Source organism: Streptomyces sp. HUAS TT7 (assembly GCF_051550175.1).
Lineage (GTDB): Bacteria > Actinomycetota > Actinomycetes > Streptomycetales > Streptomycetaceae > Streptomyces.
This window is the reverse complement of record NZ_CP196175.1, coordinates 6,522,424-6,542,793: the sequence shown is the minus strand read 5'-3', so window position 1 is coordinate 6,542,793 and position 20,370 is coordinate 6,522,424. Positions and strand designations below refer to the sequence as shown.

The window sequence follows — 20,370 nt, the reverse complement described above, 5'->3', positions numbered from 1 at the left end:
ATCTTGTCAAGCAGCAATCCGCTGCGTGACGCCGCAGACCGACGGCTCCCGCGTATCGCGGGGCCGTCGGGTCTGGTGATCTTCGGCGTCACGGGCGATTTGTCCCGTAAAAAGTTGATGCCCGCCGTCTACGACCTGGCCAACCGGGGTCTGCTTCCGCCGGGCTTTTCACTGATCGGCTTCGCCCGCCGCGAGTGGCAGGACGAGGACTTCGCGCAGGAGGTCCACGACGCGGTCAAGGCGCACGCCCGTACGCCGTTCCGCGAGGAGGTCTGGCAGCAGCTCATCCAGGGGATGCGCTTCGTCCAGGGCGACTTCGACGACGACAACGCGTTCGAGACCCTGAAGGCGACGATCCAGGACCTCGACAAGGCCCAGGGCACGGGCGGCAACTTCGCCTTCTACCTGTCGGTGCCGCCGAAGTTCTTCCCCCAGGTCGTCCAGCAGCTCAAGAAGCACGGGCTCGCCGACCAGAAGAACGGCTCCTGGCGCCGCGCGGTCATCGAGAAGCCCTTCGGCCACGACCTGGTCTCCGCCAAGGAGCTCAACCAGGTCGTGCACGAGGTCTTCCCGCCCAACGAGGTCTTCCGGATCGACCACTACCTGGGCAAGGAGACCGTCCAGAACATCCTGGCCCTGCGGTTCGCGAACACCATGTTCGAGCCGCTGTGGAACCGCTCCTACGTCGACCACGTGCAGATCACGATGGCCGAGGACATCGGCATCGGCGGCCGGGCCGGCTACTACGACGGCATCGGCGCGGCCCGTGACGTCATCCAGAACCACCTGCTCCAGCTGATGGCGCTGACCGCGATGGAGGAGCCCGCCTCCTTCGACGCGGACGCGCTCGCGGCCGAGAAGACCAAGGTGCTCGGCGCCGTGCGGCTGCCCAAGGACCTCGGCAAGGACACGGTGCGCGCGCAGTACGCGGCCGGGTGGCAGGGCGGCGAGAAGGCCGTCGGCTACCTCCAGGAAGACGGCATCGACCCCAAGTCGAAGACCGACACCTACGCCGCGATCAAGCTGGAGATCGACAACCGCCGCTGGGCGGGCGTCCCGTTCTACCTGCGCACCGGCAAGCGGCTCGGCCGGCGCGTCACGGAGATCGCGGTGGTCTTCCAGCGCGCCCCGCACTCCCCCTTCGACCACACCGCCACGGAGGAGCTGGGCCAGAACGCCCTGGTCATCCGGGTGCAGCCGGACGAGGGCGTGACCGTGCGCTTCGGCTCCAAGGTGCCGGGCACCTCGATGGAGGTCCGGGACGTCTCCATGGACTTCGCGTACGGCGAGTCCTTCACTGAGTCGAGCCCCGAGGCCTACGAACGCCTCATCCTGGACGTCCTGTTGGGCGACTCCAACCTCTTCCCGCGCGTGGAGGAGGTCGAGCTGTCCTGGAAGATCCTCGACCCGATCGAGCAGTACTGGGACAAGCACGGCAAGCCCGCCCAGTACCCCTCGGGGACGTGGGGTCCGGACGAGGCGGACGAAATGCTCGCACGAGACGGACGGAGCTGGCGTCGGCCATGAAGATCGACCTTACGGACACCACGGCCAGCAAGATCAACAAGGCGCTGGTCCAGGGCCGCCGGGCCATCGGCACGCCCGCCGTCGGCATGGTGCTCACCCTCGTCATCGTCACCGACGAGGAGAACGCCTACGACGCCCTGCGCGCCGCCAGCGACGCCTCGCGCGAGCACCCCTCGCGCACCCTCGTCGTCATCAAGCGGGTCTCGCGCTCGCCCCGCGACCGCACGAGCTCGCGCCTGGATGCCGAGGTGCGGGTCGGCGCGGACGCGGGCACCGGCGAGACGGTGGTCCTGCGGCTGTACGGCGAGGTGCTCAACCACGCCCAGTCGGTGGTCCTGCCGCTGCTCCTGCCGGACGCGCCGGTCGTCGTCTGGTGGCCGGTGAACGCGCCGGTCGACCCGGCGCAGGACCCGCTGGGCGCGCTCGCACAGCGCCGCGTGACCGACACCTACGCGGCCGAGCAGCCCATCCAGGAGCTGACCGCCCGCGCCGAGGCGTACACCCCCGGCGACACCGACCTGTCGTGGACCCGCATCACGCCGTGGCGCTCGATGCTGGCCGCGGCCCTCGACCAGGTGGCCTGCAAGGTGACCGGCGTCGAGGTGGAGGGCGAGGAGTTCAACCCGAGCTGCGAACTGCTCGGCATGTGGCTCGCCGACCGGCTGAAGGTGCCGGTCAAGCGCTCCCTGTCGGCAGGCCCGGGCCTCACCGCCGTGCGCATGGAGACGGACGGCGGCCCGATCGTCCTGGACCGGGCGGACGGCTCGCTGGCCACGCTGTCCATGCAGGGCCAGCCGGACCGCGCGGTGGCACTCAAGCGCCGCGAGACCTCCGAGCTCATCGCCGAGGAGCTGCGCCGCCTCGACCCGGACGACACCTACGCGTCCGCGCTGAAGTTCGGTGTGGACCGGCTCGGCGAGTCCGCCGAGGCCAAGGCCGTACCGGCCGCCGGGCAGGACGCGGAGGGGTCGGCCGACAAGCCGGCTCCCGCTCCCGCGAAGAAGGCGGCGCCGGCCAAGAAGGCAGCGGCCAAGTGAGTACGCCTCAGCTCGTCGTCCACCGCGACAAGGAGCTGATGGCCCAGGCCGCCGCGGCCCGGCTGATCACGAAGGTCGTGGACGCCCAGGCCGCCCGCGGCTCGGCGTCCGTGGTCCTCACGGGCGGCCGCAACGGCAACGGGCTGCTCGCGGCGCTGGCCTCCTCGCCGGCCCGGGACGCGATCGACTGGTCGCGCCTGGACCTGTGGTGGGGCGACGAGCGCTTCGTGCCCGAGGACGACCCGGAGCGGAACTACACGCAGGCGCGTGCCGCGCTGCTCGGCGCGGTGCCGCTCGACCCGAAGCGGGTGCACGCGATGCCCGCCGCGGGCGGGGCGTACGGCCAGGACGCGGACGCCGCGGCTGCCGCCTACGCGGCGGAGCTCGCGGACGCCGCCGGTCCCGAGGACCACGGGCCGGTTCCGACGTTCGACGTGCTCATGCTGGGCGTCGGCCCGGACACCCATGTGGCGTCCCTGTTCCCGGAGTTGCCCGCGGTGCGGGAGACCGAGCGGACGGTCGTCGGGGTGCACGGTGCCCCCAAGCCGCCGCCCACCCGGATCTCGCTCACCCTCCCGGCGATCCGGGCGGCGCGTGAGGTCTGGCTGCTCGCGGCCGGCGAGGACAAGGCGCAGGCCGCGGCGATAGCCCTGTCGGGCGCGGGCGAGGTGCAGGCCCCGGCGGCCGGCGCCTACGGCCGGACCCGCACCCTGTGGCTCCTGGACGCGGCTGCCGCGTCCCAGCTGCCGCGGTCGCTGTACCCCCCGGCGTCCCCCTGACGCCACCCGCCTCAGCACTCCGGCCCGGCCGCCCCTTCGGGGGTGGACCGGGCCGGAGTGTTCATGGGGCCCCCAGAGCGCCCTCAGGGTCTCAACGGCCGCGCAGCGAGCGGTACTTGGCGACCAGCGCCTTGCTGGACCCGTCCAGGCCCGGCACGTCCGCGCCCTCGGTCAGCGCGGGCTCGACGCGCTTGGCGAGCACCTTGCCGAGCTCGACGCCCCACTGGTCGAACGAGTCGATGTTCCAGATGGCGCCCTGCACGAACACCTTGTGCTCGTACAGCGCGATCAGCTGGCCGAGGACCGAGGGGGTCAGCTCCTTGGCGAGGATCGTGGTGGTGGGGTGGTTGCCCGGAAACGTCTTGTGCGGCACCAGCTCCTCGGCCACGCCCTCGGCGCGCACCTCGTCCGGCGTCTTGCCGAAGGCCAGCGCCTGCGTCTGGGCGAAGAAGTTGGCCATCAGGAGGTCGTGCTGGGCGACCAGGCCCGGCAGCAGGTCGGCGACCGGCTCGGCGAAGCCGATGAAGTCGGCCGGGATCACCTTCGTACCCTGGTGGATCAACTGGTAGTACGCGTGCTGCCCGTTGGTGCCCGGGGTGCCCCACACGACCGGCCCGGTCTGCCAGTCGACGGGGTTGCCGTCGCGGTCCACGGACTTGCCGTTGGACTCCATGTCGAGCTGCTGGAGGTACGCGGTGAACTTGGACAGGTAGTGCGAGTACGGCAGCACCGCGTGCGACTGGGCGTCGAAGAACGCCCCGTACCACACGCCCAACAGGCCGAGCAGCAAAGGCACGTTGGACTCGGCGGGTGCCGTGCGGAAGTGCTCGTCGACCAGGTGGAAGCCGTCCAGCATCTCGCGGAACCGGTCCGCCCCCACGGCGATCATCAGCGAGAGCCCGATGGCCGAGTCGAAGGAGTAGCGGCCGCCGACCCAGTCCCAGAACCCGAACATGTTGGCCGTGTCGATACCGAACTCGGCGACCTTGTCCGCGTTGGTCGACAGCGCCACGAAGTGCTTGGCGACGGCGTCCTGATCGGCCTTCAGCTCGGTGAGCAGCCAGTTGCGCGCCGAGGTGGCGTTGGTGATGGTCTCGATGGTGGTGAACGTCTTGGACGCGATGATGAACAGCGTCTCGGCGGCGTCCAGGTCGCGCACGGCCTCGTGGAGGTCGGCGCCGTCCACGTTGGACACGAAACGGACCGTCAACTCCCGGTCGGTGAACGACCGCAGGACCTCGTACGCCATCGCCGGACCGAGGTCGGAGCCGCCGATACCGATGTTGACGACGTTCTTGATGCGCTTGCCGGTGTGGCCGGTCCACTCGCCCGAGCGGATCTTCCCGGAGAACGCGGCCATCTTGTCGAGCACGTCGTGCACGTCCGGCACCACGTTCTCGCCGTCCACCTCGATGACCGCGTCGCGCGGGGCGCGCAGTGCGGTGTGCAGGACGGCGCGGTCCTCGGTCGTGTTGATCTTCTCGCCGCGGAACATGGCGTCCCGCAGCCCCGTGACATCGGCGGCCGCGGCCAGCTCGCGAAGGAGCGCGAGGGTCTCGTCGGTCACCAGGTGCTTGGAATAGTCGAGATAGAGATCGCCGACCTGCAGGGTGTATGCGGTGCCCCGGCCGGGCTCGGCGGCGAACAGCTCCCGCAGATGGGTGTCGCCCAACTGCTCCCGGTGCTTGCCCAGTGCGATCCACTCGGGCATCTGGTTGAGCCTGGTACGGCTTCCTGCGTTCATCTCCGGCATCAGCCCATTCTTCTCGTACTTGCGTACCTGCCCCGCTGCCCCTCCAACCTAATTGATCAGGCGGCACGGGCAGGAATCAGCGCGGCGACGGCGACCACGAACAAGCCGGAGGCCAGCAGAGCCGGGGCGTTGAGGCCCCAGGACGCCGCCGCGGCACCGCCCACGAGCGCGCCCAGCGGGGCACCCGCCACGGCAAGGGTGCGGAACGCCGCACTCACCCGTCCCAGCATCGCCTCCGGCGCGCGCTCCTGCATCAGCGTCGTCAGGTTCACGTTCCACACCATGCCCATCACCCCGAACAGCGCCATGGCGGCGACCGTCACCCACAGCGCGCGGACCGTGCCCACGGCCGCCAGACAGCCGGCCTGGACGGCCCCGGCGACCAGCACGCTCCGTATCCGCCCGAGCCTTCGTGCGAGCCGCTGCGCGAGCGGACCTCCGGCCACGCTTCCGGCCCCGTACGCGGTGATGGTCGCGGCATAGCCGCTCTGCCCGGCACCCAGCCAGCCGGTGATGTGCAGGACCAGCGTCGCGATGAGGGCGCCCATGCCGAGGTTGCACACGGTGGTGGCCGCGCACAGACCGCGCAGCGCCCGGTCCGCCCGGAGCGTCCGCAGCCCCTCGGCCATCTCCGCGCGGAGCGTGGACCCGGGTTTCCCGGCCGCTCGCTCGGGGGCCGCGGACCGCAGCGAGGCGACGAGGGCCGCCGCGAGTACATAGCTGGCCGCGTCCGCCCCGTACGGCGCGGCGACCGAGACCGCGAGCAGCGCCGGCACCAGCGGGGCCGCCAGAAAGCCGCCCGCTATCTGCTGCCCGGTCATCACCCGGGCGTTCGCGCTGCCCAGCGCGCCGCTGGGCACGAGCGAGGGCAGCAGGGCGGTCGCCGCGTTGTCGAAGAGGGTCCCCAGGGTGGTGAGCGCGAAGGCGAGCGCCATCAGCAGGCCGATGGAGGCGTGGCCGGTGCCGACGGCCACGGCGAAGGCGGCGACCAGGGCGCCCCGGACCAGGTCGACGGCCCACATGGCGCGGCGCTGGTCCACCCGGTCGGCGATCGCCCCGCCGAGCAGTCCGAAGAGCAGCCACGGCAGATAGCCGCAGGCCGAGACGAGTGCGATGAGGAACGGATCGGTGGTGAGGGTGGTGGCGAGCAGGGGCAGCGCGGCGGTGCGCAGCGAATCACCGAAACGGCTGACGACGGCCGCCGTCCACAGCCTGCCGAAGCCCCCGCGCCAGGCCGGTTTCGTCGGCGACGCGCCCTCCACGGCCTGCGCTGCTGCCACAACTCCCCCTCGTGATCGGCTGCTTCACAAGGTAGAGGGCACCACTGACAATCGCCGCCGGCCTGCGCTTTCGTCCGTTGGGGCGGGTGCACCCGGGCCCGGATGCACCGAAGGGCCCTCCGGATGAACCGAGTTCACCCTGTGGGCCCTTCAACTGTCAGATCTCGCCCCGGAGCTTGGCGAGCGCCTCGGCGAGGATCGCCTCGCCGTCCGCGTCGCTGCGCCGTTCCCGTACGTACGCCAGGTGCGTCTTGTACGGCTCGGTGCGCGGCGGGTCCGGCGGGTTGTCCCGGTCCTGTCCTGCGGGGAATCCGCAGCGCGGGCAGTCCCACGTCTCCGGAACCTGTGCGTCACTGGCGAAGCTCGGCTGCGTCTCGTGCCCGTTCGAGCACCAGAAGGAGATGCGGAGGCGCGGCGCGGACTCGCCCCGCTCTGCCTCCCCCATCGGCCCCGCTCCGACCCGGCTTCCCCGGATCGCGTTGCCACTTGCCACGGTCGTAACTCCCTGCGTGATGGTGCTCGAAGATGCCCCAGTCTACGTAAGGCCCAACGCGCGTCCAGTGATTGGAGTTACACCCCACCCCCGAAACGCCGAACGACGACGGCTTACTTGAGCTTCATCAGCAGACCAAGTACGACAATGCACGCGAACCAGCACAGACCGACCACGATGGTGATGCGGTCAAGGTTGCGCTCGGCGACCGAGGAGCCGCCGACGGAGGACTGCATGCCACCGCCGAACATGTCGGAGAGGCCGCCACCCTTTCCCTTGTGCATCAGCACCAGCAGCATCAGCAGCAGGCTGAAGACGATCAGGGCAATCGAGAACCCGACAATCACGGCTGGACCAACTTCCTAGGACTGATATGGCGACGGGGGCCGGGGGGGACATTCCACAATCCCTGTCCCGGCCCCCGCAAGGGTACGACGGATCCGCGCTACCGCATACTTACTGGTCGCGGAAGCGGACGATCTTGACGAACTCGTCGGCGTCCAGTGCGGCACCGCCGACCAGGGCGCCGTCGACGTCGGGCTGGGCCATGATCGCGGCGACGTTCCCGGACTTCACCGAGCCGCCGTACTGGATGCGCACCTTGTCGGCGAGCTCCTGCGAGTACAGCTCGGCCAGGCGCCCGCGGATCGCTCCGCACACTTCCTGGGCGTCCTCGGGGGTGGCGACCTCGCCGGTGCCGATCGCCCACACGGGCTCGTACGCGATCACGATGGACTCGGCCTGCTCGGCCGGAATGTCCTTGAGGCCGCCGTCGAGCTGGGCCAGCGTGTACTGGACCTGCTGGCCGGCCTTGCGGATGTCCAGGCCCTCGCCGATGCAGAGGATCGGGGTCAGGCCGTGCTTGTAGGCGGCCTTCACCTTGGCGTTGCAGATCTCGTCGGTCTCGGCGTGGTACTGGCGGCGCTCGGAGTGGCCCACGGCGACGTAGGTGCACTTCAGCTTGGACAGCATCGGGCCCGAGATCTCGCCGGTGTAGGCACCGGAGTCCTGCGCCGAGATGTCCTGGGCGCCGTACTTGATCTTGAGCTTGTCGCCGTCGACGAGGGTCTGCACGGAGCGCAGGTCCACGAAGGGCGGCAGGACGGCGACCTCGACGGCCTCGTAGTCCTTGTCGGCGAGCGCGAAGGCGAGCTTCTGGACGTGCGCGATGGCCTCGAGGTGGTTGAGGTTCATCTTCCAGTTGCCCGCCATCAGCGGGGTACGGGTGCTCACGGGTGTTCAGTCCTCCAGTGCGGCGAGGCCGGGAAGCGTCTTGCCCTCGAGGTATTCGAGGCTCGCGCCGCCACCGGTCGAGATGTGGCCGAACTTCGACTCGTCGAAGCCCAGGTTGCGGACGGCCGCGGCGGAGTCGCCGCCGCCGACCACGGTGAAGCCCTTGCTGTCGAGCAGGGCCTGTGCGATGGCGGTGGTGCCACCGGCGTAGTCGGGGTGCTCGGCGACGCCGACCGGGCCGTTCCAGAAGACGGTCTCGGCGTCGGTGATCTTCGAGGCGAACAGCTCACGGGACTTGGGGCCGATGTCCAGGCCCTCCTTGTCCGCGGGGATCCTGTCCGCGTCGACGGTCTCGAAGTCGGCCGGGGCCTTGGTCTTCAGGTCGGGGAAGTCCTTGGAGACCAGGATGTCGACGGGCAGCACGAGCTCGACGCCGTTCTTCTCGGCGCGCTTCATGTACTCCAGGACGACCGGGATCTGGTCCTCCTGAAGGAGGGAGATGCCGACCTCGTAGCCCTTGGCCTTCAGGAAGGTGTACGCCATGCCGCCGCCGATGAGCAGGCGGTCGGCCTTGCCCAGCAGCTCGTCGATGACGGCGAGCTTGTCGGAGACCTTGGCGCCGCCGAGGACGACGGTGTAGGGGCGCTTGACGTCCTCGGTCAGCTTCTTGAGGACGCCGACCTCGGTGGCGATGAGGTAGCCGGCGTAGTGCGGCAGGCGCGCCGGGAGGTCGAAGACGGAGGCGTGCTTACGGTGCACGGCCCCGAAGCCGTCGCCGACGTACACATCGGCCAGGGCCGCGAGCTGATCGGCGAACTCGCCGCGCTCGGTGTCGTCCTTGGCCGTCTCACCGGCGTTGAAACGCAGGTTCTCGACGACCGCGACCTGGCCGGGCTGCAGCCCGTTGACCGCGTCGTGCGCGGCGGGGCCCACGGTGTCCTGGGCGAACGCGACCGGGGCGCCCAGGAGTTCGGCGAGCCGCTCGGCGGCGGGCAGCAGCGAGAACTGGGGGTCCGGGGCGCCCTTGGGGCGGCCCAGGTGCGAGGCCACGACGACCTTGGCGTCGGCGGCGACGAGCGCCTTGATGGTGGGCAGCACGGCGCGGATGCGGCCGTCGTCGGTGATGAGGCCTTCTGCCAGCGGCACGTTGAGGTCGGCGCGGACGAATACCCGCTTGCCGGCGACCCCTTCGGCGAGAAGTTCGTCGATCGTCTTCATAAAGGGTGACTCCTTGGGAGGTACGTGACGGACGGTCTGGACAGGCGACAGGGCCCGTACAGCGCGTCGTTGCGCTGCCCGAGCCCTGTAGCTCACATCAGGTGCCTACCGGACCGAGGTCAGAGCTGGCCGCCGACGAAGACGGTCAGGTCGACGAGGCGGTTGGAGTAGCCCCACTCGTTGTCGTACCAGCCCAGGATCTTCACCGACTTGCCTTCCTGGACCATGGTCAGGGAGGAGTCGAAGGTGCAGGAAGCCGGGTCGCTCACGATGTCCGAGGACACGATCGGGTCCTCGGTGTAGAACAGGATGCCCTTCAGGTCGCCGTCGTCGGCGGCCTTCTTGAACGCGGCGTTGACCTCGTCCTTGGTGACCTCGCGCTGCAGCTCCACGACGAGGTCGGTGGCCGAACCGGTCGGGACCGGCACGCGCATCGCGATGCCGTCGAGCTTGCCCTTGAGCTGCGGGAGGACCAGAGCGGTGGCCTTGGCGGCACCGGTCGTGGTCGGGATGATGTTCTCGGCGGCGGCGCGGGCACGGCGCAGGTCCGAGTGCGGGAAGTCCAGGATGCGCTGGTCGTTGGTGTACGCGTGGACCGTCGTCATCAGGCCCTTGACGATGCCGAAGTTCTCGTCGAGAACCTTGGCCATCGGCGCCACACAGTTGGTGGTGCAGGAGGCGTTGGAGATGACGTGGTGGTTCGCCGGCTCGTACTTGTCCTGGTTGACGCCCATCACGATGGTGATGTCCTCGTCCTTGGCCGGAGCCGAGATGAGGACCTTCTTGGCGCCGCCCGCGATGTGCTTCTCGGCGTCGGCCTTCTTGGTGAAGATGCCGGTCGACTCGATGACGATGTCGACGCCCAGCTGACCCCAGGGGATGTCGGCCGGGTTGCGCTCGGAGAGAACCTTGATGGTGTGGCCGTCGACCGTGATGGTGTCGGCGGTGTGGGTGACCTCGGCCTTGAGACGACCCAGAATGGTGTCGTACTTCAGCAGGTGCGCAGTGGTCGCGGTGTCACCGAGGTCGTTGACAGCCACGATCTCGATGTCAGCACCCTGCTCAAGGAGCGCGCGGAAGTAGTTGCGCCCGATGCGGCCAAAGCCGTTGATGCCTACGCGGATCGTCACGAACCGATCTCCTCGTTAGGTACGCCGGGTTTCTCGACGCCGGCGAGTTGTATGGGATGTCCCCGACCGGTTACGACCCTACCTCCCCGGGGCGGCCCTGGTGACATCGAGCGCGCCCGGATGGTTCCGATATGCCGCCCGGGCGGGCCCGAGGCCCGTACCTACCTGCGGGTACGGACCTCAAGGGACCTTCGGCCCCACTACGCGGTGTCAGCGGTGCAGTGCGCTGAGCGCCTTGCCCATGACCTGCTTGCGGTCGGCGGCCGCGGGCACGTTCTCCAGGCCGAAACCGAGGAGGACGGTGTTACGGGTGGTGACGGCGGCCGAGGAGTGGAAGAGCGCCTGGGAGCGGGCCCAGTCGCCGCTGTTTCCGGGGCTGCCGGCCGGCGGTCCCGGCACGCTCCAGGGACCGAGCGAGGTCTCGAAGCCCTCGGCTCCCTGCGGGGTGCCGCCTACGACGAGGCGGGTGTCGTCGACGAAGGCGCCGAGGCCTCCGGTGCCCGGGTCGGAGACGTAGGAGACGGCGACCTCGACCTGCTTGCCCGCGTACTTGCTGAGGTCGACGGCGACCTGCTGCCAGCCGTTGGACGAGCCGGTGAAGCGGTTCCAGGCGCCGCTGCTGCCACTCGCCTTGCAGGCGGGCGAGCCGAGCGTGAGGTAGTGCGTGAGGAAGGGGTGCTCCTGGAGCAGGAAGCCCTGTTCGCACTGGCTGGGCACGCTGGTGGTGCTGCCCCCGTTGGCGTCCGGCAGGGTCGTCCAGTCGTCCTGGCCGACCGTGTGGGCCTCGACGATCACCTGGTCGTAGCCGGGCTCGGTGTCGTAGCTGAGCTGGAAGTCCAGGCTCGGCCGCGCACTGGCCGCCGTGCCCGTCAGGTCGACCGTGCGGGCGAGCCGCATGTAGGCGTTGTCCCGGTGCTTGGCCGCGGCGAACCAGGACCCCTCGGCGGGCTCGAACGGGCTGCGGACCCCGGGGTAGTCACCGGCGGCTTCGCTCTTGAACTGCGGGAACTGGCTCGGCTTCAGGGTGTCGGAGGTGACCGTGTACGCACCGGCCGCGGTCAGCGGGCTGCCGGGTGCTGCGGCCAGTGAGGCCTTGGCTCCGGCGAGTTGTCCGGTTCCGGCGAAGGCGGGCGGGGACTTGAGGCCGGCCTTGTTGTAGGCGCCGAGGTAGTACTGCGAGAAGTCGTCGGACAGGGCGCCGCCGCCCAAGTCGACGCTGCCGCCCGCCTGTTCACCCGCGTTGACCAGCTTGCCTCCCTCGTTGACGAAGTCGCGTACGGCGAACATCGTGGCGGCCGCCGGCTGGGCGCCGCCGGTGTACCAGACAACGTTCTTGAAATGGCTCAGCACGCCGAGCGCGCTCGGGGTGCCCTGGGTGGCGACGTCCCAGACCGCGGCCTTCTTGCCGTTGTCGGCGAGCGCCTTGGTGTAGAGCGCGGCGTTCTTGGCCGGGGCGGTGCCGCCCTCGTCGGCGAGCACCAGGGTGTCCGTCTTGGGCCGGTCGGCCACGGTGTACGTGAAGGGCGCACTGGCGGTCCTGCTGCCCGCGGCGGTCCGCCCGGTGAACCACACCTCGACCTTGTCACCGGCGTCCGCGTCCTCGACCTTGGCGCGGTACTGGTCGAAGCGGAGGTTGTCGTGCCCGCCGTAGACCTGGCCCCCCTTCCAGGGCTCCAGGTCCTCGGTGTGCGTACGGCCGCCGTTGATGCGGTAGTTGAGGGTCTTGTCGCGCACCGACTTGCGTACGGTGACGGCGACTTCCTGGTCGTCGTCACGGGTGTACGAGGTGGCGAAGGTGTCCGGCGTGAAGTCGGGGGCGTCGATGCCGACCGAGGAGGAGGGCCTGTCGGGGTGGGCGGTGGTCTCGGCGACCGACAGCGCGAAGGGGATGTTCTTCGCGAACTCGCCCTGGATCAGCTTCTCACTGTCGGGGAAGTTGAAGTCGGACGGGCAGTCGGCCGCGTTCCACTCGTCGTTGGGGTCCACGTTCGAGGCGGTCGTGCACGTCGACATCTCGGGGGTGAACATCATCGTGCCGTTGACGTTCGCCGCGTGGCCGTCGGCCTCGCCGTTGGTGGTGTACAGCGCGGAGGAGACCTCGGAGAGGTAGCCGGGGATGGCCGGCTTGTCGGGGGTGCCCGCGAGGGACTTGTAGATGACGTCGTCGGGGGTCGGCGTGGCCACCTGCCAGCCCACTCCGTACAGCAGCAGTTCGGCCGCGGAGTGGTAGTTGATGGCGTAGTTGAAGTGGACCCGCTTCTCGAAGGAGTCGAGCGCCTTGGTCTCGGGCTCGCTGCCTGCGCTCGGGCCGCGATAGGTCTCGTTCGCCGGATCGGGTGACGAACCCTCGTTGTCGTAGCCCCACTTGTAGGGGAAGTTGCGGTTGGGGTCGACGCCGTCGCCGGGCGTGATCTTGCCGTCGCCATTGTTGTCGCGCAGGTTCTTGCGCCACAGCCGGTTGCCGGGCGTGAACGTGAAGTCGTAGCCGTCGGGGTTGGCGGAGATCACGAACCACAGCTCGGTGGAGTCCACGATCTTGGTGATCCGCGGGTCCTTGCCGTAGTTGTCGAGGTAGTAGTGCATCAGCCGCCGGGTCATCTCGGGGGTGATCCACTCGCGGGCGTGCTGGTTGGACATGTACAGCGTGGCGGGCCTGGAGCCGTCCCTGGACTTGTTGGCGCCCTTGGTGAGCTTCACGGCGAGGATGTCCTGGCCGTTGACGGTCTTGCCGATCGACTCGACCTTGGTGAGGGACGGGTTGGCCTTGCCGGTGTCGAGGATCTCCTGCTTCAGCCCGTTCTTGCCGCTGTACGGCCGGAACACGCCGTCCCCCGCGGCCTTGAGGCGGCTCTGGGCCTGGGCGGAGATCTTGTGCTCGGTGAGCTTCACGCCCTTGCCGCTCAGCGCCGCGGCCTGGGTCTTGGTGAGGTACAGCTCGACTCCGGCCGAGCCCTTGGCGGGCAGCTCGGCGCCCAGCTCCTGGGCGTCGGCACCGGCCTCCAGGAGCAGCGGCAGCTGTGCGCGGCTGACCTGGGCGTTCCAGACGACGATGCCCTCGCCGTCCGCTCCGCCCTGACGGGCCTGGGCGACGGGTGCCGCCACCAGTCCGGCCGTCAGCAGTGATGCAGCGGCGAGGATCGCTCTCGCTCTGCGTCTCATGAGCCCCCCTTGCAGTTGTCTGCCACGAAAGTGGACAGACGCCAGGCTCATGACACTTCATGATCATGTCAATACCGCGGAACTTCGCACCGGTACGGGCCGGAGACGGAACCGGCGCCCACCAAGTGGGCGCCGGGTGAAGCGAGTTGAGCAACGGGCGCGGGATCAGCCGACCAGGCCGTCCGCCATCTCCTCGCTCAGGTTGGACTCGGTCCCGGGGATCCCCAGGTCCTGGGCCCGCTTGTCGGCCATCGCGAGCAGGCGGCGGATCCGGCCCGCGACCGCGTCCTTGGTCAGCGGCGGGTCGGCGAGCGCGCCCAGCTCCTCCAGGGAGGCCTGCTTGTGCTCCATGCGCAGCCGGCCGGCCGCCGCGAGGTGCTCGGGGACCTCCTCGCCGAGGATCTCCAGGGCGCGCTGGACGCGGGCCCCTGCGGCGACGGCCGCGCGGGCCGAACGGCGCAGGTTGGCGTCGTCGAAGTTGGCCAGGCGGTTGGCGGTGGCGCGGACCTCGCGGCGCATCCGGCGCTCCTCCCAGGCCAGCACCGACTCGTGCGCGCCGAGGCGGGTGAGCAGGGCGCCGATGGCGTCGCCGTCACGGACGACCACCCGGTCCACACCTCGCACCTCGCGGGCCTTGGCCGCGATCTGGAGCCGCCGTGCGGCGCCGACCAGGGCGAGGGCCGCCTCCGGGCCCGGGCAGGTGACCTCCAGGGACGAGGAGCGGCCCGGCTCGGTCAGCGAGCCGTGCGCCAGGAACGCGCCGCGCCAGGCGGCCTCGGCGTCACAGGTGGCCCCCGAGACCACCTGGGGCGGCAGGCCGCGGATGGGACGGCCGCGGCCGTCGACGAGCCCGGTCTGGCGGGCCAGCTGGTCGCCGCCCGCCACGACGCGTACGACGAAGCGCGAGCCTCTGCGCAGGCCGCCCGGAGCCATCACGATCAGCTCGGAGCTGTGCCCGAAGATCTCCAGAATGTCCCGCTTGAGCCGGCGTGCCGCCATCGCGGTGTCCAGCTCCGCCTCGATCACAATGCGGCCGCTCACCAGGTGCAGCCCGCCCGCGAACCGAAGAATCGCCGAGACCTCCGCCTTCCTGCAGCAGGTCCGGGTGACGGGCAGCCGGGAAATTTCGTCCTTCACCGCCGGCGTCATCGCCATGGGCCGATCCTTCCATGCATCCGGAAAATACGGTCGTACGCGGCGGCCAACAGCTCCGGATCGTGCTTCGGAGAACCATCGGGCCTGGCCACCGGCGCCAGCTCGACCTCGGCTCCGAGCCGTTTGGCGGCATCGGTCAGGCTCCCCCGGTCGGGCACGGCGGCCTCGTCGGCCAGCACCACGTCGAAGGCGAGTTTAGGGGCGTGTCGTCCCAAAACCTCCAAATGACGCTGCGGAGAGAAGCCATCGGTTTCACCCGGTTGTGGCGCGAGGTTCAGCGAAAGGACCTTGCGGGCCTTGGTCTCGGTGAGCGCGTCGAGCAGTTCGGGCACCATCAGATGCGGGATGACGGAGGAGAACCAGGAGCCCGGGCCGAGCACCACCCAGTCCGCGTCGAGCACCGCGGCGACCGCTTCGGGGACGGCCGGCGGGTCGTGCGGGACGAGCTGCACGGAGAGCACCTCGCCGGGCGTGAGCGCCACGGTGGCCTGGCCGCGCACGGTGTCCACGTCGTCGGGACGCCCCGGATCGTGACCCCGTACGAGGGCCTCCAGCTCCAGCGGGACGGCCGACATCGGCAGGACCCGGCCCTGGGCGCCGAGCAGCTTGCCGACCAGGTCCAGCGCCTGCACATGGTCGCCGAGCTGCTCCCACAGGGCGACGATCAGCAGGTTGCCCACCGCGTGCTCGTGCAGGTCGCCCTTGGACTGGAAGCGGTGCTGGATGACGCGGGACCAGGTCTGGCCCCAGTCGTCGTCGCCGCACAGGGCCGCCAGCGCCTTGCGCAGGTCGCCCGGCGGGAGCACGCCCAGCTCGTCGCGGAGGCGGCCGCTGGAGCCGCCGTCGTCGGCCACGGTGACGACGGCCGTCAGGTCGCCGGTGATGCGGCGCAGCGCGGCGAGCGAGGCGGACAGGCCCATGCCGCCGCCGAGTGCGACAACCTTGGGCTGGGCGCCCCGCTTGCGGCCGGTGCGCAGCACCGGTCCGGCGGTGCGCCGACGGTACACCTTCACTCGCGCCCCATGTCCCGGTGGACGACGACGGTCTCGATCCCCTCGGAGGCGAGGCGGGCGGCGAGCTTCTCGGACATGGCGACCGAGCGGTGCTTGCCGCCGGTGCAGCCGACCGCGATCGTCACGTACCGCTTGCCCTCGCGGCGGTAGCCCGTCGCGATCAGCTGGAGCAGCTCGCTGTACTGGTCGAGGAACTCCTTGGCGCCGGGCTGGTTGAAGACGTAGCCCGACACCTCCTCGTTCAGACCGGTGTACGGACGCAGCTCGGGCACCCAGTGCGGGTTGGGCAGGAAGCGGCAGTCGACCACCAGGTCGGCGTCGACCGGCAGGCCGTACTTGTAGCCGAACGACATGACGGTGGCGCGCAGCTCCGGCTCCTCGTCGCCGGCGAACTGGGCGTCCATCTTGGCGCGCAGCTCGTGGACGTTGAGGCTGGAGGTGTCGATCACCAGGTCGGCGTCGCCGCGCAGCTCGCGCAGCAGGTCGCGCTCGGCGGCGATGCCGTCGACGATCCGGCCGTCGCCCTGCAGCGGGTGCGGGCGGCGCACCGACTCGAAGCGGCGCACCAGGGCGTCGTCGGAGGACTCCAGGAAAACGATCCGCCGGGTGACCTCCTTGGCGTCGAGGTCGGCGAGCGACTCGCGGAGGTTGTCGAAGAACCTCCGGCCGCGCACGTCGACGACGACGGCGATGCGCGCCACGTTGCCCTGGGAGCGGGCGCCGAGCTCCACCATGGTGGGGATCAGCGCGGGCGGCAGGTTGTCGACGACGAACCAGCCGAGGTCCTCCAGGCACTTGGCGGCGGTGCTGCGCCCCGCGCCGGACATACCGGAGATGATCACCAGCTCGGGGATGGGCGCATCGGCCCCGCCGGCCTCGATCGTCGTGCCCGTACTCACGTGTACTCCCGCTTCTCGGTCTTCTTCGTGCTGCTCAGTCATGGCGTGCTGCCCCCGTCGTCCTCTTCAATGATCTCTCCTGTCGCCGTGTTCACGGCGGGCGCGGCCGGAACCGCTTCGGCGAGGGCCGCGGCCAGGGTCTCGGCCGTCTTGCGGCCTATGCCGGGGACCTCGCAGATCTCGTCGATTGTCGCCGACCGGAGCTTCTTCACCGAGCCGAAATGCTTGATCAGAGCCTGCTTGCGGGTGTCGCCGAGGCCGGGCACGGCATCCAGCGGGCCCGCCTTGAAGCGCTTCGTCCGTTTGGCCCTCTGATAGGTGATGGCGAACCGGTGAGCCTCGTCACGCACCCGCTGGAGGAGGTAGAGCCCCTCACTGGAACGCGGCAGCACCACCGGGTCGTCCTCCTCGGGCACCCAGACCTCTTCGAGCCGCTTGGCGAGCCCGCACACCGCGATGTCGTCGATGCCCAGCTCGTCAAGGGCCCGCTTGGCGGCGGCGACCTGCGGCTGCCCGCCGTCGACGACGAGGAGCTGCGGCGGGTAGGCGAACCGCTTGGGGCGGCCGTCCTCCTCCTGGAGCGCGGACACCTCACCGGACACCTGGCCGGACACCTGCCCCGGCAGCTCGCCGCTCTCCTGGCTCTCCTCCTCGACCCACTCCCCCGTGCGCGCCTTCTCGGCCAGGTAGCGCCTGAAGCGGCGGCTGATCACCTCGTGCATGGACCGGACGTCGTCCTGGCCCTCGCCGTGCCAGATCTGCGTGTCTCCGACACGACCCTTGATCTGGAAGCGCCGGTACTCGCTCTTGCGGGCCAGACCGTCCTCGAAGACCACCATGGACGCCACGACGTCGTCGCCCTGGAGGTGCGAGATGTCGAAGCACTCGATGCGCAGCGGCGCGCTGTCGAGGTCCAGGGCCGCGGCGATCTCCTCCAGGGCCCGCGAGCGGGTCGTCAGGTCGGAGGCCCGCTTGGTCTTGTGCAGCGCGAGGGCCTGCTGGGCGTTGCGCGCGACCGTCACCATCAGGTCCTTCTTGTCGCCGCGCTGCGGGATGCGCAGCGAGACGCCCGAGCCGCGCCGGCTCGCGAGCCAGCCGCTCACCGCCTCCGCGTCCTCGGGGAGCGCCGGGACCAGGACCTCCTTCGGCACGGAGTCGCCGGTCTCCTCGCCGTACAGCTGCTGGAGCGCGTGCTCGACGAGGCCCGCGGTGTCGACGGCCTCGACCTTGTCGGTGACCCAGCCGCGCTGGCCGCGGACCCGGCCGCCGCGTACGTGGAAGATCTGGACCGCCGCCTCCAGCTCGTCCTCGGCGACCGCGATGAGGTCGGCGTCGGTGGCGTCGTTGAAGACGACCGCGTTCTTCTCCAGCGCCTTCCGAAGCGCCTCTATGTCGTCGCGAAGGCGGGCGGCCCGCTCGTACTCCATGTCCTCGGCCGCGGCCATCATCTGCTGCTCGATGCGGCGCAGGTACGTCCCCGTACGGCCGGCCATGAAGTCGCAGAAGTCCTCGGCCAGTTCGCGGTGTTCCTCGGGGGTGACGCGGCCGACGCAGGGGGCCGCGCACTTGCCGATGTAGCCGAGCAGACAGGGCCGGCCGATCTGGGCCGAGCGCTTGAACACGCCCGCCGAGCAGGTGCGCACGGGGAAGACGCGGAGCATCAGGTCGACGGTCTCGCGGATCGCCCAGGCGTGCCCGTACGGGCCGAAGTAGCGCACGCCCTTCTTCTTGGCGCCGCGCATGACCTGGACGCGCGGGAACTCCTCGTTCAGCGTCACCGCGAGGTACGGATAGCTCTTGTCGTCGCGGTACTTGACGTTGAAGCGGGGGTCGAACTCCTTGATCCAGGAGTATTCGAGCTGCAGCGCCTCCACTTCGGTGGCGACGACGGTCCACTCCACGGAGGCGGCCGTGGTGACCATCGTGGCCGTGCGCGGGTGCAGACTCGTCAACGGCTGGAAGTAGTTGGCGAGGCGCTGGCGCAGGGACTTCGCCTTCCCGACGTAGATCACCCGGCGGTGTTCGTCGCGGAATTTGTAGACCCCCGGCGAGTCGGGGATCTGTCCCGGCTTGGGGCGGTAGCTGGAGGGGTCTGCCATGCCCACCACCCTACTGGCGGGGGCTGACAACCCGGCCTCTCCCATGGGGTCGGGCGGTGAACGGACCGGTGCGGGGGCGCGCCGTCGCGGCGGCCCCCGCACCGGTCCCGGTGCTACGCCTGCCCGGCCGGGCGGCGGCGCCTGCGCAGCGCCACCGTGCCGGTGAGGCCGAGCGCGAGGAGCGCGCCCGCCCCGGCCACGGCGGACACCGCGGCCAAGGGGGTGTCACCCCCGGCGACGGCCGCGGCCCGGGCGGCCTGGGCGGCCTGGGCCCTGGTCTCCTCGGCCGTCTCCGCATAGCCGCCGGCCTTGCCCGACCTGTCGTAGGCCGACCCCGGCAGCTTGTCGCCGTATGCCTTGGAGACGCGCTTCTGGTAGGCGGCGAGCGTGGTGCCGTTCGCGCCGATCGCCTTGACGGCGTCCTCGTCGAGCGGCAGCACCTTGTCGCCCTTCTCGACGTACCAGGCGTTGATCTGCGGCTCCTGGAACACGGTGCCGCCGGGGAGTTTCGCGGCCCCGGCCGCGGCGTAACGGGACTCGTCGTCGCCGGTGGCTATGTTGACCACCGTCCAGGCGGAGCCCTGCTGAACCGTCCACAGCGAGGCCTTCTGGCCGTCCGAGGAGACGGCCGTGGAGGCCAGGTATTCCAGCTGTGCGACGGGTGCGCCCGCCTTCCCCGCCACGAACTGCGGGGAGAGCGCGTAGACGGGTACCGCGTCGCCCTCGATGTGCGGGGCGGCGGCCTTCAGCGCCACCTTGCCGTCCCGCGCGAAGAAGCGGGAGAGCGTGTCGAGGGTGGCGGGGGCGGACGCGGCCCGGTGGGCCGCGGCCTTCGACTCGGCGGAGGCGAGCGGCGCCTGGTCGGCGAAGGCGTGCGGGGCCGCGAGACCGATGAGGGCCGCGGCCAGTGCGGCGGGTGCGAGGCGGGTCAACTTCATCGTCGTCACGCCCCGATCCGGTACAGCGAGTGGGTCCAGGAGAAGGAGTTGTTGTCGACGTACCAGGCGTGCGAGGCCCAGTTGTAGCGGGTGCTGGAGGGCCAGGGATCGCCCCAGTACACCCAGCTGCTGGCGTCGTCGTAGCCGTACAGGACGTGCATGTGACCGCCGCCGCTGGACCACTGGATGCGGGTCTCGATCGGACGGTTGTTGTTGATCTCGGTCTGTACGGTCGAGTAGCGCAGCCAACCGGACACGTACGAGCCCGAGTTGATGCCCGCCCAGTCCAGGGCGTTCTGCACATTGCCCAGGTCCGCCTGCCAGTTGGGGCAGTCGTAGCCCTGCGCCCGGCCGAAGGCCGCGTTGCAGAACTGGTTCTGGGTGTAGTTGCGGCCGAACCAGGTGGCGATGGTGTTGCCGCTGCCGGCCCAGCACCAGTTGTTCTTCTGCTGCGACTGCATCGTGATGTTGAGCTTCTTGGAGCTCGCCGCGGCGGCTGCGGCGGGCACCGGCTTGTCACTGTGCGGGGCGGCGGTGGCCGTTGCCGTGGGGGCGGCAAACAGGGCCGCCACCACGAGGGTGAGGGCGGACAGCCGTCTCTTCTTGCTGCGCATCGCGTTCCTCCCATGGCGGGGTGGGGGGTTGGGGATGGTGGAG

At 70.2% G+C, this 20,370-nt stretch carries 17 protein-coding genes; 3 read left to right on the top strand and 14 right to left on the bottom strand.

The window, feature by feature from the left end:
- Window positions 1-3 precede the first annotated feature (3 nt).
- From zwf to pgl, 3 genes are read left to right on the top strand one after another with little or no spacing between them, the layout of a single operon-like run.
- Complete coding sequence (gene zwf / locus ACSHXC_RS29405) at window positions 4-1,527, top strand: glucose-6-phosphate dehydrogenase (RefSeq protein WP_438294458.1); 1,524 nt, start codon at window positions 4-6, stop codon at window positions 1,525-1,527.
- A complete protein-coding gene (opcA, locus tag ACSHXC_RS29400) occupies window positions 1,524-2,564 on the top strand; it encodes a glucose-6-phosphate dehydrogenase assembly protein OpcA (protein WP_438294457.1) in 1,041 nt (346 codons plus the stop codon). Before zwf ends, opcA begins: the two co-directional genes overlap by 4 nt.
- On the top strand, window positions 2,561-3,343 hold the full coding sequence (gene pgl, locus ACSHXC_RS29395; RefSeq protein ID WP_438294456.1) for a 6-phosphogluconolactonase: 783 nt from the start codon (window positions 2,561-2,563) through the stop codon (window positions 3,341-3,343). The genes opcA and pgl overlap by 4 nt, the downstream gene beginning before the upstream one ends.
- A 91-nt stretch (window positions 3,344-3,434) precedes the next feature.
- On the opposite strand, the gene pgi is transcribed toward pgl, so the two are convergent.
- From pgi to ACSHXC_RS29325, 14 genes are all read right to left on the bottom strand, one after another.
- Complete coding sequence (gene pgi, locus ACSHXC_RS29390) at window positions 3,435-5,087, bottom strand: glucose-6-phosphate isomerase (protein ID WP_438296891.1); 1,653 nt, start codon at window positions 5,085-5,087, stop codon at window positions 3,435-3,437.
- 65 nt (window positions 5,088-5,152) lie between these two features.
- On the bottom strand, window positions 5,153-6,376 hold the full coding sequence (locus ACSHXC_RS29385) for an MFS transporter (protein ID WP_438294455.1): 1,224 nt from the start codon (window positions 6,374-6,376) through the stop codon (window positions 5,153-5,155).
- Window positions 6,377-6,533: 157 nt separating this feature from the next.
- Window positions 6,534-6,869 (bottom strand): RNA polymerase-binding protein RbpA, encoded by a 336-nt coding sequence (locus tag ACSHXC_RS29380; protein WP_003976875.1) that lies wholly within the window; start codon window positions 6,867-6,869, stop codon window positions 6,534-6,536.
- Between the two features lie 113 nt (window positions 6,870-6,982).
- The gene (secG, locus tag ACSHXC_RS29375) at window positions 6,983-7,216 is read right to left on the bottom strand and encodes a preprotein translocase subunit SecG (RefSeq protein ID WP_189961251.1); all 234 of its coding nucleotides are present in this window, start codon (window positions 7,214-7,216) and stop codon (window positions 6,983-6,985) included.
- Window positions 7,217-7,325: 109 nt separating this feature from the next.
- A complete protein-coding gene (gene tpiA, locus ACSHXC_RS29370) occupies window positions 7,326-8,102 on the bottom strand; it encodes a triose-phosphate isomerase (RefSeq protein ID WP_438294454.1) in 777 nt (258 codons plus the stop codon).
- Between the two features lie 6 nt (window positions 8,103-8,108).
- Window positions 8,109-9,320 (bottom strand): phosphoglycerate kinase, encoded by a 1,212-nt coding sequence (locus ACSHXC_RS29365; RefSeq protein ID WP_438294453.1) that lies wholly within the window; start codon window positions 9,318-9,320, stop codon window positions 8,109-8,111.
- 119 nt (window positions 9,321-9,439) lie between these two features.
- Window positions 9,440-10,450: a type I glyceraldehyde-3-phosphate dehydrogenase gene (gap, locus tag ACSHXC_RS29360; protein ID WP_053729334.1), complete on the bottom strand. Its 1,011-nt coding sequence runs from the start codon at window positions 10,448-10,450 to the stop codon at window positions 9,440-9,442.
- Window positions 10,451-10,660: 210 nt separating this feature from the next.
- Entirely contained in the window at window positions 10,661-13,609 is a 2,949-nt protein-coding gene (locus ACSHXC_RS29355) for a M14 family zinc carboxypeptidase (protein ID WP_438294452.1), read from the bottom strand.
- Between the two features lie 165 nt (window positions 13,610-13,774).
- Window positions 13,775-14,764 carry a DNA-binding protein WhiA gene (gene whiA / locus ACSHXC_RS29350; protein WP_053729332.1) on the bottom strand — a complete coding sequence of 330 codons (990 nt, stop codon included), beginning with the start codon at window positions 14,762-14,764 and terminating at the stop codon, window positions 13,775-13,777.
- Window positions 14,755-15,777, bottom strand: coding sequence for a gluconeogenesis factor YvcK family protein (locus ACSHXC_RS29345; protein ID WP_438294451.1), 1,023 nt, complete (start codon window positions 15,775-15,777; stop codon window positions 14,755-14,757). Before ACSHXC_RS29345 ends, whiA begins: the two co-directional genes overlap by 10 nt.
- Entirely contained in the window at window positions 15,774-16,718 is a 945-nt protein-coding gene (gene rapZ / locus ACSHXC_RS29340) for an RNase adapter RapZ (protein WP_438294450.1), read from the bottom strand. Before rapZ ends, ACSHXC_RS29345 begins: the two co-directional genes overlap by 4 nt.
- On the bottom strand, window positions 16,715-18,775 hold the full coding sequence (gene uvrC / locus ACSHXC_RS29335) for an excinuclease ABC subunit UvrC (protein ID WP_438294449.1): 2,061 nt from the start codon (window positions 18,773-18,775) through the stop codon (window positions 16,715-16,717). Before uvrC ends, rapZ begins: the two co-directional genes overlap by 4 nt.
- 113 nt (window positions 18,776-18,888) lie before the next feature.
- The gene (locus tag ACSHXC_RS29330; protein ID WP_438296889.1) at window positions 18,889-19,713 is read right to left on the bottom strand and encodes a hypothetical protein; all 825 of its coding nucleotides are present in this window, start codon (window positions 19,711-19,713) and stop codon (window positions 18,889-18,891) included.
- A 5-nt stretch (window positions 19,714-19,718) separates the two neighbouring features.
- On the bottom strand, window positions 19,719-20,327 hold the full coding sequence (locus ACSHXC_RS29325; RefSeq protein WP_385998925.1) for a papain-like cysteine protease family protein: 609 nt from the start codon (window positions 20,325-20,327) through the stop codon (window positions 19,719-19,721).
- Window positions 20,328-20,370 lie beyond the last annotated feature (43 nt).

Excerpts from the sequence above, each read along its gene's own strand:
- opcA (WP_438294457.1), top strand. The coding sequence starts at position 1,524 with ATGAAGATCGACCTTACGGACACCACGGCCAGCAAGATCAACAAGGCG.
- pgi (WP_438296891.1), bottom strand. The coding sequence starts at position 5,087 with ATGAACGCAGGAAGCCGTACCAGGCTCAACCAGATGCCCGAGTGGATC.
- ACSHXC_RS29365 (WP_438294453.1), bottom strand. The coding sequence starts at position 9,320 with ATGAAGACGATCGACGAACTTCTCGCCGAAGGGGTCGCCGGCAAGCGG.
- ACSHXC_RS29355 (WP_438294452.1), bottom strand. The coding sequence starts at position 13,609 with ATGAGACGCAGAGCGAGAGCGATCCTCGCCGCTGCATCACTGCTGACG.
- whiA (WP_053729332.1), bottom strand. The coding sequence starts at position 14,764 with ATGGCGATGACGCCGGCGGTGAAGGACGAAATTTCCCGGCTGCCCGTC.
- rapZ (WP_438294450.1), bottom strand. The coding sequence starts at position 16,718 with ATGACTGAGCAGCACGAAGAAGACCGAGAAGCGGGAGTACACGTGAGT.
- uvrC (WP_438294449.1), bottom strand. The coding sequence starts at position 18,775 with ATGGCAGACCCCTCCAGCTACCGCCCCAAGCCGGGACAGATCCCCGAC.
- ACSHXC_RS29330 (WP_438296889.1), bottom strand. The coding sequence starts at position 19,713 with ATGAAGTTGACCCGCCTCGCACCCGCCGCACTGGCCGCGGCCCTCATC.
- ACSHXC_RS29325 (WP_385998925.1), bottom strand. The coding sequence starts at position 20,327 with ATGCGCAGCAAGAAGAGACGGCTGTCCGCCCTCACCCTCGTGGTGGCG.